Annotated in this window: 10 protein-coding genes; 6 read left to right on the top strand and 4 right to left on the bottom strand. The window is 72.5% G+C overall.

The features are described from left to right. The first annotated feature begins 36 nt into the window (after positions 1 to 36). A complete protein-coding gene (locus ABZ810_RS21880; RefSeq protein WP_358405774.1) occupies positions 37 to 939 on the top strand; it encodes a sulfotransferase domain-containing protein in 903 nt (300 codons plus the stop codon). Positions 940 to 970: 31 nt separating this feature from the next. Here ABZ810_RS21880 and ABZ810_RS21885 read toward each other — a convergent pair whose 3' ends face one another. Together ABZ810_RS21885 and ABZ810_RS21890 are read right to left on the bottom strand one after the other, a co-directional pair. After that, complete coding sequence (locus ABZ810_RS21885) at positions 971 to 2,782, bottom strand: right-handed parallel beta-helix repeat-containing protein (RefSeq protein WP_358405776.1); 1,812 nt, start codon at positions 2,780 to 2,782, stop codon at positions 971 to 973. Positions 2,783 to 2,959: 177 nt separating this feature from the next. Continuing rightward, on the bottom strand, positions 2,960 to 3,541 hold the full coding sequence (locus tag ABZ810_RS21890) for a hypothetical protein (RefSeq protein ID WP_358405779.1): 582 nt from the start codon (positions 3,539 to 3,541) through the stop codon (positions 2,960 to 2,962). Positions 3,542 to 3,814: 273 nt separating this feature from the next. On the opposite strand from ABZ810_RS21890, the gene ABZ810_RS21895 reads away from it, so the two are divergent. Then, complete coding sequence (locus ABZ810_RS21895; protein WP_358405781.1) at positions 3,815 to 5,776, top strand: delta-60 repeat domain-containing protein; 1,962 nt, start codon at positions 3,815 to 3,817, stop codon at positions 5,774 to 5,776. A 326-nt stretch (positions 5,777 to 6,102) separates the two neighbouring features. Next, positions 6,103 to 7,662, top strand: coding sequence for a hypothetical protein (locus ABZ810_RS21900; RefSeq protein ID WP_358405782.1), 1,560 nt, complete (start codon positions 6,103 to 6,105; stop codon positions 7,660 to 7,662). On the opposite strand, the gene ABZ810_RS21905 is transcribed toward ABZ810_RS21900, so the two are convergent. Together ABZ810_RS21905 and ABZ810_RS21910 are read right to left on the bottom strand one after the other, a co-directional pair. Next, the gene (locus ABZ810_RS21905; protein ID WP_358405785.1) at positions 7,628 to 8,503 is read right to left on the bottom strand and encodes a phosphotransferase; all 876 of its coding nucleotides are present in this window, start codon (positions 8,501 to 8,503) and stop codon (positions 7,628 to 7,630) included. The genes ABZ810_RS21900 and ABZ810_RS21905 overlap by 35 nt on opposite strands. Positions 8,504 to 8,708: 205 nt before the next feature. Beyond that, positions 8,709 to 9,872 (bottom strand): DUF1972 domain-containing protein, encoded by a 1,164-nt coding sequence (locus ABZ810_RS21910; RefSeq protein WP_358405786.1) that lies wholly within the window; start codon positions 9,870 to 9,872, stop codon positions 8,709 to 8,711. Between the two features lie 229 nt (positions 9,873 to 10,101). On the opposite strand from ABZ810_RS21910, the gene ABZ810_RS21915 reads away from it, so the two are divergent. Genes ABZ810_RS21915 through ABZ810_RS21925 form a run of 3 tightly spaced genes read left to right on the top strand, consistent with a single transcriptional unit; the run spans position 10,102 to position 14,260 of the window. Beyond that, positions 10,102 to 11,271 (top strand): glycosyltransferase family 4 protein, encoded by a 1,170-nt coding sequence (locus ABZ810_RS21915; protein ID WP_358405787.1) that lies wholly within the window; start codon positions 10,102 to 10,104, stop codon positions 11,269 to 11,271. After that, positions 11,268 to 12,920: a hypothetical protein gene (locus tag ABZ810_RS21920; RefSeq protein ID WP_358405788.1), complete on the top strand. Its 1,653-nt coding sequence runs from the start codon at positions 11,268 to 11,270 to the stop codon at positions 12,918 to 12,920. The genes ABZ810_RS21915 and ABZ810_RS21920 overlap by 4 nt, the downstream gene beginning before the upstream one ends. Then, positions 12,917 to 14,260, top strand: a complete 1,344-nt coding sequence (locus ABZ810_RS21925) for a hypothetical protein (protein WP_358405789.1) — start codon at positions 12,917 to 12,919, stop codon at positions 14,258 to 14,260. Before ABZ810_RS21920 ends, ABZ810_RS21925 begins: the two co-directional genes overlap by 4 nt. Positions 14,261 to 14,266: the final 6 nt, after the last annotated feature.

The raw sequence follows: 14,266 nt of genomic DNA on the forward strand, positions 1-14,266 counted from the left end.
GATACGGCGGGTCCGGGGGAACTTACGCTGTCACGAGTGAACCGAGGGAAGATCCCCGATCCGATGATCGCCGCAGGTCGGGCCGCGATCCGCCGGTACGGGATGAGCACGGCGGCGCTGCGCCCGGGGCCGGACTTCCTGCTCATCGGGGCCAAACGCGGCGGATCGACCTCGCTCTACTACACGCTGCTGGCCCACCCGCAGATCATGGCGCTGTTCCCGAGCGCGCGCCTGCTGCCCAAGGCCAACCACACCAAGGGCGTGCACTACTTCGACACCAACTACGGCCGCGGCCAGGCCTGGTACCGGTCGCACTTCCCGAGTGCGGCGGCCCGCCGCGCGGCCCGGCACCGGGCCGGTGGGCGGGTCGTGGCGGGGGAGGGCTCGCCCTACTACCTGTTCCACCCGCTGGCCGCCGAACGGGCCGCGCGGGACGTGCCGGGCACCCGGATCCTAGTGATCCTCCGCGATCCGGTGGAACGGGCGTTCTCGCACTACCGGGAACGCCGCCGCCAGGACGCCGAGCCGCTCGCCACGTTCGAGGACGCGCTCGCCGCCGAGCCCGACCGGCTGGCGGGCGAACGGGAGCGGATCGAGTCCCGCCCCGGCCACCGCAGCTACGCGCACGAGCAGCAGTCGTACCGGGCGCAGGGCGAGTACGCGACGCACCTGCGCCGCTGGCTGGGGTTCTTCCCGGCCGACCGGGTGCACATCATGATCGCCGAGGACTTCTACGCCGACCAGCAGCGCACGCTCGACGAGGCCGCCGTCTTCCTCGGCCTGCGCGCCGCCCCGCTGCCGGCCGAGGCCCTCCGGGTGTGGAACGCGGCGCCCAGCCAGTCGCTCAAGCCCGCGACGCGGCGCCGGCTGGCCGGGCACTACGCCCCGTTCAACGCCGACCTGGAGACGCTCCTGGGCCGCTCCCTGCCCTGGGCCTAGCTCCTGCCCGGCTCCTCCGCCTGACGGCGGCTCAGAGGTCCCAGGCGCCCATGTGACGGGTGCCGCCGGGCTTGTCCAGGAGGCGGGCGATCGGTGCGGGCAGCGGGCGCGCGGCGCGCGCGGCCCGGACGTCGAGGGGCGCGGCGATCCTGCCGCCGGCACCGGCGCCGCGGCCGGTGTCGTCGGAGACCCCGGCCGTCTCCTGGCCGGTGGCCGCCCGGAACTCGGCGAGGGTGCCGAACACCGCGGGCTCGCCCTTGCCGCGCGACCACACGATGAGCCGGCTCGGCGTCTGGTCGTTGCGCCGCACGTAGGCGTTGCCGTCGAGGACGATCCCCATCTGCGCCGCCGACCGCTCGTGCGAGTGGTCCTCCACGCAGAGCAGGCAGGCGGTGCCGGGCCGGGCGGCGGCCACGGTGTTGTTGCTGACCCTGATCTTGCTGATCAGCCAGGTCATCTCGGGGTCGGGCCGCCCCTTCTGGCGCGGGTCGTGGCCGGCGGCCGACGGGTCGCTCGCGCGGCGGGGGTCCTGGACCAGGTGGATCGTGCGGCCGTTGCCGGTGAGCGTGTTGTTCCAGATCTGGACGTCGGAGGTGTTGTTGATCTTCATGCCGTCGCCGCGGTTGTCGCGGACCAGGTTGCCCGCGACGACGGCCTTGGCGCACAACTCCAGGTCGATGCCGTGGTCGGCGTTGCGGACCACCCGGTTGGCGGTGACGGTGATGTCGTGGACGGACTCGTCCATCCACACGCCCTTGCCGAGGTTGTCGGCGGCGACGCTGCCGGTCACCACGACCTTGCGGGACCTGGTGATCTTGATGCCGCCCGACACCGGGGAGTACCGGAACCGCTCGGTGTTGTTGCGCTCGACGCGGACCCGTTCGATCCGCAGGTCGTCGGCGTGGTTGGCGTGGATGCCGAGGATGCCGTTGCGGAGGGCGGTGACCCGGCGGATCACGGCCCGCGGGCCCAGCACGCTGAGGCCCGTGGTGGCCGACTCGTTGACGGTCACGTTCTCCACCGTGACGTCGGGCGCGACGACCTTGACCGTGCCGAGCCGCGGGAGGGACGTGGCGTAGCCGCGGACGCCGACGCCGCGCAGGACCGTCCCGGCGGCGCGGACGGTGATCGCCTCCGCCAGGGTGCTGGCGCGGACGTTCTTGCCGCGCGGGTCGGTGCCCAGGTGGAGGCGCTGACCGCGCTCGTCCACGTAGAACGTGCCGTCCTCGACCTTGGCGCGCGACTCCACCTGCCGCTGCGCCGCGCCGTCGATCCACACCTGGTCGGGGTGCGCGGCCATCGGGGCCTTGGACTCGTCCACGAACCGGAAGTCGGGGTCGTCGCTGGCAGCGGCCCCCGAGGTGTAGCTGGGGCTGGAGTCGAAGCGGTGGGTCCAGCCGGTCCTGACCCAGCCGTCGCCGTCGGGCGACCAGCCGGTGACCTTCTCGGTGCCGTCGAACCAGACGGCCTCGCCGGGGTGCGCCTGGATGGTCAGCCTCTTGCCGGCGGGCACGGTGACCGACTCGTGGTAGGCGCCGCCCCGCAGGACGATCGTGGCTCCCGGCGCCGCCTTGGCGACGGCGCGGCCCAGCGTGCGGAGCGGTGCCTCCGCGCCACCGGCGGCCGTGTCGTCGCCGGACGGTGCCACGATCAGCGCCTTCTCGGGGACCTTGTAGGCGGTCGAGCCCACCGCCGCGGCGCCCGTCGCGGTCGCTCCCGGCCGCGGCCTGCCCTCGCCGTCGCCGCCGGACTGCGGCAGCCGCCAGCCGGCGACGGCGACCAGAACGATCACCGGCAGGGCGAGGACCTTGACGATGACCGCCTTGCGTGCGCTGCGAGACATGGCTCGACCTCTTACCCCCGGTGACGCCCCACCGACGAACGTACCGACCCGGGGCCGGGTCCGGCCACTGGAAACCGGTGACCGTTCCGTTCGGGCAAGGTCCCGGCCCGCGGCCGCTGACCGGGCAAAACGGGCCTTACGGGCAGGCGGGGCGGGCGAACGGCCGTGCGGCCCGGCTCAGGGCTTGAGCGAGCCGACGAACAGCGCCGTCTTGTGCGTGTCGCTGAACTTCACGCCCAGGCTGACGGCCTTGTAGCCCTCGGCGGGCAGGTCGAACGCGTAGGACGCGGACTTGGACTGGCCGGCGGCGACGGTGCCGTAGAAGTCGTTGATGTCGGCGTACGACGTCGGGCTCGCCTGCTTCTTGCCGGCGCCGTAGCGGGCGACGACCCGCACCTTGTTGAGGTCGAGCGGCTGCCCGGAGCCGTTGGTGAACCTCAGCGTGAAGATCGTGATGGTGTTGCCGGTCAGCTCGCCGGGACCCTTGGCCTTGTTGGTCACGTGCCGGATGTCGCTGATCTTGACGCTGATCTTGTCGTTGTAGGTGACCGGCTTGCGCAGGCTGGTGGTCGAGTCGACCGCCGTGGACCCGGGTGCCGAGGTCGACTGCGTCTCCGGCTGCGCGCTGGGCGGCGGGGGAGGCGGCCCCGGCTTGTCGGCCTTGTCGTCCCCGCCGCATCCGGTGACGGAGACCGCCAGCGCCAGCGCGGCGGCGGTCACGACGAACTGCGTCGGGCGGCGCATTCCCGCACGGGGCATCCGGCGTTCTCCTCGCTAGTCGGTAGAGGGCCGCGGAGAGTCACGGCCTGGTTCGCATGAGTCTGCCTCGGAAAGCCACAGTGTAGGGCGCTTTCCGTCATCTCATGGCCGCGTTCCGGTAGCGGGCCTTTCGGGTGATCGATAGCATTCCCAGCCGAGTGTGGACTTTGGGGTCAGAGTGGTGTGCCGGCTGAAGGAAGTCTTCCCGTGAAGGTAGTTGCGCGTATCCCGCGTTTGCAGATTCCGCGTTTTCAGAGCCGTCGAGCGCGCCTGGTGAGCGCGGGCGCGGTGGTGTCGGGCGTCCTGGTGGCCGCGGCGCTCGTGCCGGCGTTGTCGGACGGGCCGTCCGCGACGGCCGTCAAGGCGGCGGCGCCGTCGGTGGCGGGTCTGGAGGCGCTGCCCACCTGGCAGGTCAACGGGGTCGTGTGGAGCATGACCACCGTCGGGAACACCGTCTACGCGACGGGCAACTTCACCAAGGCGCGCCCGCCCGGCGTGGCCGCCGGCGGCCAGGGCGAGGTGACGCGCAACAACATCCTCGCCTTCGACATCACCACCGGAAACCTGATCACCTCGTTCAACCACTCGCTGAACGGCCAGGGCCTGCGGATCACCCGGTCCCCGGACGGCAAGCGCGTCTACGTCGGCGGTGAGTTCACCGAGGTGGACGGCCAGCCGCGCAGCCGCCTCGCCGCCTTCAACACCTCCAACGGCGCGCTGGACACCGGCTTCAAGCCGGCGGTGTCGGCCAAGGTGCGCGGGATCGCCGCGACCAACTCGACGGTCTACTTCGGCGGCAACTTCTTCAACGTCAACGGCAAGTCGCGCAACCGGCTCGCCGCGGTGAAGGCGGCCGACGGCGCCAACATCGACGCCTGGAAGCCGGTCGTCGACGACGAGATCCACGCGATGGTCATGGCGCCCGGCGACAAGCGCGTGATCATCGGCGGCAAGTTCCAGAACGTCAACAGCGCGGCCAAGGTCGGCGTGGGCGCGCTGGACGCCGCCACCGGCGCGAGCGCCCCGTGGAGCAGCCGGCCGGTCCCGACCCGCCTGAGCGCCGACCGCAACTTCTCCTACGTCACCGACCTGGCGGTGCAGGGCGACACCGTCTACGCCTCCGCCAACGGCGAGGGCTACCACTGGTTCGACGGCCGGTTCGCCGCCAAGGCCGAGACCGGCGACCTGGTCTGGCTCGACAACTGCTACGGCGCCACCTACGGGATCTTCCCGCAGGGCGACACCGTCTACAGCGTCTCGCACGCGCACGACTGCTCCTCGCTCGGCGCGTTCAAGGAGACCACCCCGCAGACCTTCTACCGGGCGCTGGCCGAGACGGCCTACGCGACCGGCACCGACCAGTCGCTCCCGGGCTCGAACAGCAACTACCGCAACCAGCCGATCCCGAGCCTGCTCAACTGGTACCCGAAGCTGGCGATGGGCACGTTCACCAAGCAGTACCAGGCCGCCTGGGCCGTCACCGGCAACAGCGCCTACATCGCCATGGGCGGCGAGTTCCCGCGGGTGAACGACAAGAACCAGGCCGGGCTGGTCCGCTTCGTCGACAAGAGCAAGCTCGACGCCAAGCCGGTCGCCGTCGCCAGCGAGTCGTTCCCCAAGACGATCACCAACGGGTTCGGCACGGCCGCCACCGGCGGCGCCTGGACCGCCACCGGCGCCGCGGGCGCGCTGTCGACCAGCGGCGGCATCGGCCGGATCAAGCTGACGAAGAAGGGCGCCTGGGCGGGCGCGGTGCTCAACGACGTGAAGTCGCAGAAGAGCGACCTCACGTTCAAGTTCGCGGCCGACAAGGCGGGCAAGGGCAGCGGCGTCGCGGCCATCGCGCTCGGCCGCACGGTGCCCGGCGCCGGTGACTACCGGGCCCGGGTGCGGATGACCGGATCGTCGGTCTACCTGCAGCTCGCCCGCGCCAACACAAAGAACACCGAGACCGTCATCGCGCGCGAGGCGCAGGTCAAGGGCGTGACCTTCACGCCGCGCAAGTCGCTGCGGATCCGGTTCCAGGTGTTCGGCGGCACGCCGACCACGGTGCGCGCCCGCGTCTGGGCGGACGGCGCCAAGGAGCCGACCACCTGGAACCTGTCGGTGAACGACAGCACCGAGGGGCTGCAGACCGCCGGGGGCATGGGCGTGCGCGGCCTGGTGGGCAACTCCGACGGCAACGTCCCGATCACCGTGGGGGTGGACGCCTTCTACGGGCTCCGCAACCCATGACCGCCCACCCATGACCGCCCGCCCATGACCCGCCGCCCATGACCGGGCACCGGTGAGTTCTGCCGGAAATGTCCTCTGACGAGGGAGAACGGGGCGTCGCGACCGCGGCGCCCCGTTCTGCTTGATCAGGTCACGATTCGGGGGTTGGGATCGGGTCTGCCCCGGATGGGCATTACCATCTCTTGACCAGAGTGGCCGAGGGGGCCACGGGGGGACTTGTGGGCAGGGGATCCGATTTGAGTGCTCTTCCGCTTCAACGCCGTCAGCGCCGTCACCGTCGCGCGGCCCTGGCGGCCGTCGCGTCGTTCACGCTCCTGGGTGCCGCCGTGGCACCGGCCACCGCGGACACCGTCCCGCCGGCCGGCACGCCCGCGACGGTGAGCGCAGACCCGCTGCCGACCTGGCAGGTCAACGGCGTCGTCTGGAGCATGGTGACGGTGGGCACCACGGTCTACGCGACGGGCAACTTCACCAAGGCCCGCCCGCCCGGCGTGGCCGAGGGCGGCGTGGGCGAGGTCGCACGGGGCAACATCCTCGCGTTCGACCTGACCACCGGCAACCTGATCACCTCGTTCGACCACACGCTCAACGGCCAGGGCCTGGAGATCGTGGCCTCGCCCGACGGCAGCCGCGTCTACGTCGGCGGCGAGTTCACCGCCGTCGACGGGCAGCCCCGCACCCGGCTCGCCGCGTTCGACACCGCGACCGGCGCGCTCATCACGAGCTTCAACCCCACGATCTCCAACAAGGTGCGCGGCATCGCCGCGACCAACTCGACGGTCTACTTCGGCGGCAACTTCTTCAACGTCAACGGCAAGTCGCGCACCCGCCTGGCCGCCGTGAAGGCCGCCGACGGCACCAACATCGACACCTGGAAGCCGACCGCCGACGACAACGAGGTGATGGCCATGGCCATCACCGACGACGGTTCGCGGGTCCTGGTGGGCGGCAAGTTCCAGACCCTCAACGCGACGGCCAAGGTCGGCATCGGCGCGATCGACGCGACCACCGGCGCACTGGCACCGTGGAGCAGTCGGCCGATCCCGACCAAGTCGGGCAGCAACTTCTCGTACGTGACCGACCTCCAGGTCGTGGGCGACACCGTCTACGGCGCGGCCAACGGCGAGGGCGGCCACTGGTTCGACGGCCGGTTCTCCGCCAAGGCGAGCAACGGCGACCTGGTCTGGCTGGACAACTGCTACGGCGCCTCGTACGGGATCTTCGCGCAGGGCCAGTCGGTCTACAGCGTCTCGCACGCGCACGACTGCTCCTCGCTGGGCGCCTTCCCCGAGACCAGCCCGCAGACGTGGCACCGGGCGCTGGCCGAGACCAGCTACGCGACCGGCACCGACAAGGCCGCCCCGGGCTCCAACAGCAACTACTCCAAGCAGCCCGTGCCGAGCCTGCTGCAGTGGTACCCGACGCTGGCCATGGGCGCGTTCACCGGCCAGTACCAGGCGGCCTGGGCGGTCACCGGCAACGCCGACTACATCGCGATGGGCGGCGAGTTCCCGCGGGTCAACGGCAAGAACCAGGCCGGTCTCGTGCGCTTCGGGGTCAAGGACAAGACGACCAACAAGTCCGGCCCGGTGGCGGCCGAGCTGGCCGCGCCGACGGCGGCCAAGCAGTTCCTGTCCACCAACATCAAGGTGTCCTGGAAGGCCACCTGGGACATGGACAACCAGAAGCTCACCTACGAGGTCCTGCGCGACGGCGGCACCACCCCGATCGCGACCCTCACCCAGAACTCCGCGTTCTGGGCGAAGCCCAGCATGACGTTCACCGACACCAGCGCCCCGCGCGGCACCCACACCTACAAGATCAGGGTGAAGGACCCGCTGGGCAACGTCATCACCAGCGCCGCCTCCGCGGCGGTGAAGAACTAGGGCGTGTCATCGCCCGCAGCGCCTCGGCGAGGCGGGCGTTGAACGAGGCGTCGTCATCGGCGTCACTGCGGCGTGCGACCCGCCGAAGCCAGAACTCCACGGCTTCGGCGGGTCCCGCCGTTTCCGGGGACGAACCGTGGACGGCCGCGGTGGTCGCGGCGTGGTAGACGAGGTCGGCGCCCGGCGGCGCCCAGGCGGCGTCCTCCCAGTCGATCAGCCACGGCACGCCGCGGCCGCACTTGCGCAGGTTCCAGACCGTGAGGTCGCCGTGCATCGGCCGCCAGTGCGGCGGCGTCCCGGCGGGCCTGGGCAGCACGGCGGCGAGCCGCCGCTGGAGGTGCCCGGCGATCGCCTCGATCCGGGGGCGGTGCGGCGGGCGCGCGGGCCGCGGCGGCATCGCCTCGATGACCATCCAGTGCCAGCCCGCCGCCGCGCCCCGGTCGAGCACGCGCGGCACCCGGAACCCGTCGGCCAGGCCGTCCGGGAACGCGGCGAGGGCACGTTCCTCACGATCGAGCTCGGCCGGGTCGTCCCGCAGCTTGAGGAACCCGGCCGGACGGCCGCCGCGCAGCAGCACCGCCGCGACCCCGGACCGCGAGGCCTGCGGGCGCTCGTAGACGGCCATCTCGTCGAACGGGCCGAGCCGCGCGGCCAGCTCGCCCCAGCGCGCGGTGCCGCCGGGCGGCGTCCAGGCGACCCGGGACCCCGGGATGATCCTGGGACCGGCCGCCGCGACCGCCCCGTACAGCAGCCACTGGCAGGCCAGCGCGGCCGGGCGCGAGCGGGTGAGCAACGCGATGCCGGCGAGCGCGGCGCGGCGCGAGCTCGTCGGGACGAGCACGTTGCCGCGCCCGAACGACGGCCGCAGATGCGTCGGTGTGGGATGCGTCGGTGTGGGATGCGTCGGTGTGGGATGCGTCGGTGTGGGATGCGCCGGCGGGAACTCCGGCGACGAGTCAGGCTTTTCGGATTTGTCCGGTCCGGGCTCAAGGCCTCCGTTCGATGCGGCGGGGTGGCATCCGGAGGCGGTCATGGCCCGGAGCGGGTCACCTCTCCCTGAGCGCGGCCCGGCGGGCCGCCCGGCGCGGGCGCACGGTCTTGCGGGTCAGCCTGCGCGCGGCCAGGTCGGCGCAGAGCTCCTCGTACCTGGTGGCCACGTCGTCCCAGACGTAGTGCTCGGCGGCCCGCTTGCGCGCGATGGCGCCGCGGTCGGCGGCATCGCCCGGCGCCGCCTCGGCCGCTTCGATCTCGGCGGCGAGCGAAGCCGCGTCCGGGAAGAACCGGCCCGCCTCCTCGCCCAGCACCTCGCGGTTGAAGTTGACGTCGAAGGCGACGACCGAGGCCCCGGCGCCCATCGCCCGCAGCAGCGACGGGTTGGTGCCGCCGACCGAGTGGCCGTGGACGTAGGTGAGCGCGCCCGCGTAGAGCGCGTCCAGCAGCTCCTGGTCCCACACGCCGCCCAGGAAGATGATCCGCGGGTCGTCGCCGGCCAGCTCCCTGACCCGCGCGGTGTAGTCGTCGGCGTACGGCGCCGAGCCCACCACGACCAGCGGCTTGGTGGCGCCGCTGCGCCGGTAGCCCTCGACCGCCAGGTGAACGTGGTTTTCGGGCTCGAAACGCGCCACCACCAGGTGGAACTCACCGGCGGTGAAACCCGCCTCGGCCAGCTTGGCGTCGTTGGGCTCGTCCAGGATCGGCGCGCCGTAGGCGATGAAGACCGACTCGGCGGTGAACCGTTCCCGGTAGTAGTCCTGGATGCCGTGGGCGTCGGCGATCAGCGCGTCGGACCAGCGCACGGCCAGGCTCTCGGCGGTGCGGTAGTAACGCCTGCCCGCGCCGCTCCACTTGGTGCGCTTCCACTCGAGGCCGTCGACATGGGTGGCGACCGGGATGCGCAGGGTGCGCAGGACCGGCAGCAGCGGCGAGTTGGCCGCGTTGAAGACCAGCGCCACGTCGGGGCCCTTGCGGGCGAACCGCTCGCGCGCCACGTGCAGGACCGACAGGCCCGTGTGGCTGAGGGTCTCGGCGACCTTCTTCTCGATCGCGGGGAGGTGGACCAGCCGCATCCCGAGGTATTCGGACTCGGGATGGCGCTCCCCGCGGCAGTAGACGGTCACCTCGTGGCCCCCGGCGGCGAGACGCTTGCCGATCTCCTCGATCGCGGTCTCGAAGCCTCCGTACCGTGCCGGTACGCCACGTGTTCCTACCATCGCGATGCGCAATGCGACCCCTGTTCCTCATGCTCACCGGGTGTCTCGGGGAGGCCGCACGTCCTGACGCGCCTCCCGGGTCCCGCGGTCCGCACAGGTTACGCCACGAAGCCGGGGACCCTCACGGGTAAAGGGGAGTTAATCTGAGGGTTACGGGACAGTGGTGGTATCCAGAGGGGCCGGGAGACCGGGTGCTCCAGTGGGCCAGATCCGCCAGAAGGGGGACAGAGTGGGCGAACGCGACCCGGGGTCGGTGGTGGTGCTCGCGCATCCATCACCCGATCTCTACGGTTCGGACCGGATGCTGATCGAGTCCGCCCGGGCGCTGACCCCCGCGCACCGGGTGCTGGTGACGCTACCGGCCGACGGGCCGCTGGCGCAGCCGCTCCGGGAAGCCGGCGCGGAGGTCGTGATCATGCCCGTCCCCGTGCTGCGCAAGGCCTACATGTCCCCGCTCGGCCTGGTCAGGCTTGCCGCGGCGAGCCTCCGCACGCTTCCGGGCGCGGTCCGGCTGCTGCGCCGCGAACGCGCCTCGGCACTCTACGTCAACACCGTCACGATCCCGCTGTGGCTGGTGGCGGCGCGGCTGGCCCGCGTCCCCGCGCTGTGCCACGTGCACGAGGCCGAGGACGACGTCCCGGGCCCGGTCCGCGCCGCCCTCACGGCGCCGCTGCGGCTGGCCCGGTCGGTCGTGGTCAACAGCGCCGCCAGCGCCGCCGCCCTCGGCGCGGCCGGCCGGCGCAGCGAGATCATCTACAACGGGGTCGAGGAGCCGCCCGACCCGGCGGCGGTCACCGGCCCCCGCGCCGAGCTCACCTCGCCCGTCCGTGTCGTGCTCGTCGGCCGGCTGTCCCCCCGCAAGGGGTCGGACGTGGCCGTGCGCGCGGTGAAGGAGCTCCGGGGGCGGGGGTACGATGCGACCTTGACCTTGGTCGGCGACGTCTTTCCGGGCTATGAGTGGTTCGAGCAGGAGTTGCGCGCTCTCGCGGGCGACGACGGGAGCGTGGTGTTCGCCGGGTTCCGGTCGAGCGTCTGGGAGTCGTTCGCCGAGGCGGACCTGGCGATCGTGCCCTCCCGGGTGGAGCCGTTCGGTAACGTCGCGGTGGAGGCGATGCTGGCCGGCCGGCCGGTGGTCGCCGCCGCCACCCAGGGACTGGTCGAGATCGTGACCGATGGCGAGAACGGCGTGCTGGTCCCCCCGGACGACCCGGCCGCGCTGGCCGGCGGGATCGCCCGCCTGCTGGACGACTGGGACGGTGCCCGGGCGATGGCCAAACGTGCCCGCGCGGACGCCGCCGAGCGGTTCGGCAAGGACCGCTACCACCGTGAGCTGAGCGGGGCACTGCACCGGCTCACCGACAAGACCACCGCCCCCTCGAGGACGCAGAGCACCCGATGACAGCACAGACCCACGTCCCGGCCACCCCGGAGGTCAGCCTCGTCGAGGCCGTCTGGCGCTACCGGCTGATGTCTCTCATCATCGTCCTGGCGTCGGTCCTGGCCTCGGTCGCCGCGACGCAGATCCTGTTCGGCAGCGTGCAGGCCACCGCGCGGTTCGCCGTCACCGACCCCACCAACAACAACAACGTCCTGCGGATGGGCGTGATCTCCGGCCAGGGCTACGCCACCTACACCGCGCAGCGCGCCGCGTTCGCCGGCTCGACGCCGGTGCTCACCCGGGCGGCCGCGATCGTCAAGTCCAAGAACGGGCCCGACATCTCCTCGTCGGCGCTGCGCGGCCGCGTCCAGACCAGCAGCAAGCCCGACGGCGGCGTGGTCATCGTCACCGCCACCGGCGGCAGCATGGCCGAGGCGGCGACCATGGCCAACGCGGTGGTGCAGGCCTACCAGGAGGTGACGGTCTCCACCAACGTCCAGCAGCTGGACGAGCAGCTGAAGAAGCTCGAGGAGGCCCAGCAGAAGATCACTCAGGATCTCGAGCTGTCCACTCGCGGCACCAGCGCCTACCGGTTGATGACCAGCAACCTCGCCAAGCTCCAGTCCCGGGAGAGCGGCGTCCTGTCCGCCAAGGCCAACGCCGACGACGGCGTGCAGTTCGTCGACACCGCCGACCCGTCCGCCTCGGCGGGCAGCAAGCTGCCGCGCAACGCGGTCATCGGGCTGGCGCTCGGCCTGCTCATCGCCTGCGTCGTGTCGTTCCTGCGCGCCTCCGGGCAGCGCCGCCCGCGCCCGGCCGCGCCGGGGCCGCCGCGCCGCGTGGTGACCGGCCACACCGGCCCGCTGCCGGCCATAGGGCCCGGTCGGAACGGCGAACGCCGTCCCGCCTCGTCGTCCTCGCCCGGCTCCGCCTCCTCCTCGGCGGCCTCGTCGGGCCGGGCCGGCGGGCGCCACTCCGACGACCCGTTCCCCTCGGACGTGCCGGACGAGGAACCGCCGGGCGGTGGCTCCTCCCGGTCCCGCTTCGGCCGGGGGACCACCCCGCCCGTCGACCCCGCCATGGAACGGGTGATGGAACGTGCCGGGCGGCTGTGGACCCCCGAGCAGGTCCATGGCACCAACCTGACCTCGGGCAACGGCAACGGCCTCGCCACCCACCTCAACGGCGGCCGCGGCGAGCGCGACGACGACCCGACCCGGCCGACGGAGATCCCGATCGAGCTGTGGGAGGGCGACCCCACCGCGACCAAGCGCGACCGGCCGGCCAGGAAGGACGCCAAGGTCGCCAGCGACCCGGCCGCTGCCGCCGCCGCGGCTGCCGCGGCTGCCGCTGCCGCTGCCGCCGCCGATGCCGCGGCCCCCGAGAAGCCCGCGACCTCGGACAAGACGAGCAAGAAGCCCGCCGCCAAGGACGTCCCGTCCGGCCGTGCCGGCCGGTCGAGCCGTTCCGGGCGGGTGGGCCGCGGGGAGCGCGGTGACCGTGGCGACCGGGGCGAGCAGGGCGGCAAGGACACCGCCTCGGCCTCGGCTTCGGGTTCGACCGCGTCCGGCTCCGCCTCGGGGCCCACAGGGTCCTCGGGCGCGCCGGGAGGCTCGTCGGCCAAGGGTGAGAGCAGTTCCTCCTACCTGCACTACGACCTCGACAAGTGAGCCCGGGCAAGGGCGGCGGTCACCCGGCCGGAAAGCTGGGCCGGCTGCTCTCCTCCGCCGGGGGCGCCGTCACCGTCCAGTTCGTGACCGCGGGCGGCAGCCTGGTGGTCCAGGCCGTGGCCGCCCGTTCCCTGGGCGCGGACGGATACGGCGCGTACGCGCTGTTCTTCGCGGTGCTCGTCATGATCACCGCGGTGCAGACCAGCTGGGTGGGCGACACCCTCACCGTCTATGACCGGTTCGACCCGCGGATCCGCGGCGCACTGATCCTCTCGGTCGCCGGCACGGTCGTGGCGGGCGCGGTCGTCGGCGCGGTGGTCTCGGTCGCCATGGGGCTCGCCGGTGTCGCGGGCACCGTGCTGTTCGCGCTGCTGGTGGCGCTCTGGCTGCTCAACGAGACCGGGCGGCGGATCTTCACCGCGCGGATGGAGTTCTGGCGGCTCACCGCCAACGACGGCTGCTACCTGGCCGCCACGTTCGCGGCGCTCGGCCTGGCGCTCGCCCTCGGCGCCGAGGCGTCGGTCGAACTGCTGCTGGCCGTCATGTGCGCCGGCTGCCTGGCCTCGATCCTGCTCGCCCGGTTCCGGCTGCCCGCCGAGGAATACCGCGGGGCGCCGCTGCGCGGCACCGCGTTCCGGGAGATCGCCGGGTTCGCCTGGTGGCGGTCCATCCAGGCCGGCGTCCGGCCCACCGCCCTGCTGGTCGCCCGGGTCATGATCGCCGCCTTCGCGTCCACCGCCGCGCTGGCCGGGGTCGAGGCCGCCCGGCTGCTGCTCGCCCCGGCTCTGACGTTCGTCAACGGGGCGGGCTGGTTCCTGCTCGGCGACTTCGCCAAGGCCGAACGGGCCGGCCGGCCGATGCCGGCCCCCAAGGCGCTGCGCGCGTGCGGGCTGATGGCGGGCATCGCCCTGGTCATGAGCGTGGCGGGGATCCTGCTGGCGGGCCCGCTCGGCGGGCTGATCACCGGCGGCGCCTTCACCGTCGACCGGGTGGCCCTGATCGGGTGGGGCATCTACGCGGTCTGTTTCGCCTGCACGCTGCCGCTCGCGAGCATGGCGACCGCCCGCAAACGGTCCCGCGCCGTTTTCACCATCCGCGGCGTGGAGAGCCTCATCGGGCTGCTGGTCCTGACCGTCCTGCTGTCGGTCGACCCGGCCCACGCCTCGTACGCCCCCTACTGCCTCGGCGCCGGCGGGCTCGTCTCGGCGGCGATGTTGTGGCGCATGCTCCGCCGCGACGACCAGGCCCGCCGGAGGCGGTCCGCGGACGTTCCGGAGGGGTCCGCGAAAGCACCTTCCGAGGGCTCTGAGCAGGAGCTTTCCGAAGGTGCACATTTGTGACTTGAG

The sequence above is a fragment of the Spirillospora sp. NPDC047279 genome, from assembly GCF_040643285.1.
Lineage (GTDB): Bacteria > Actinomycetota > Actinomycetes > Streptosporangiales > Streptosporangiaceae > Spirillospora.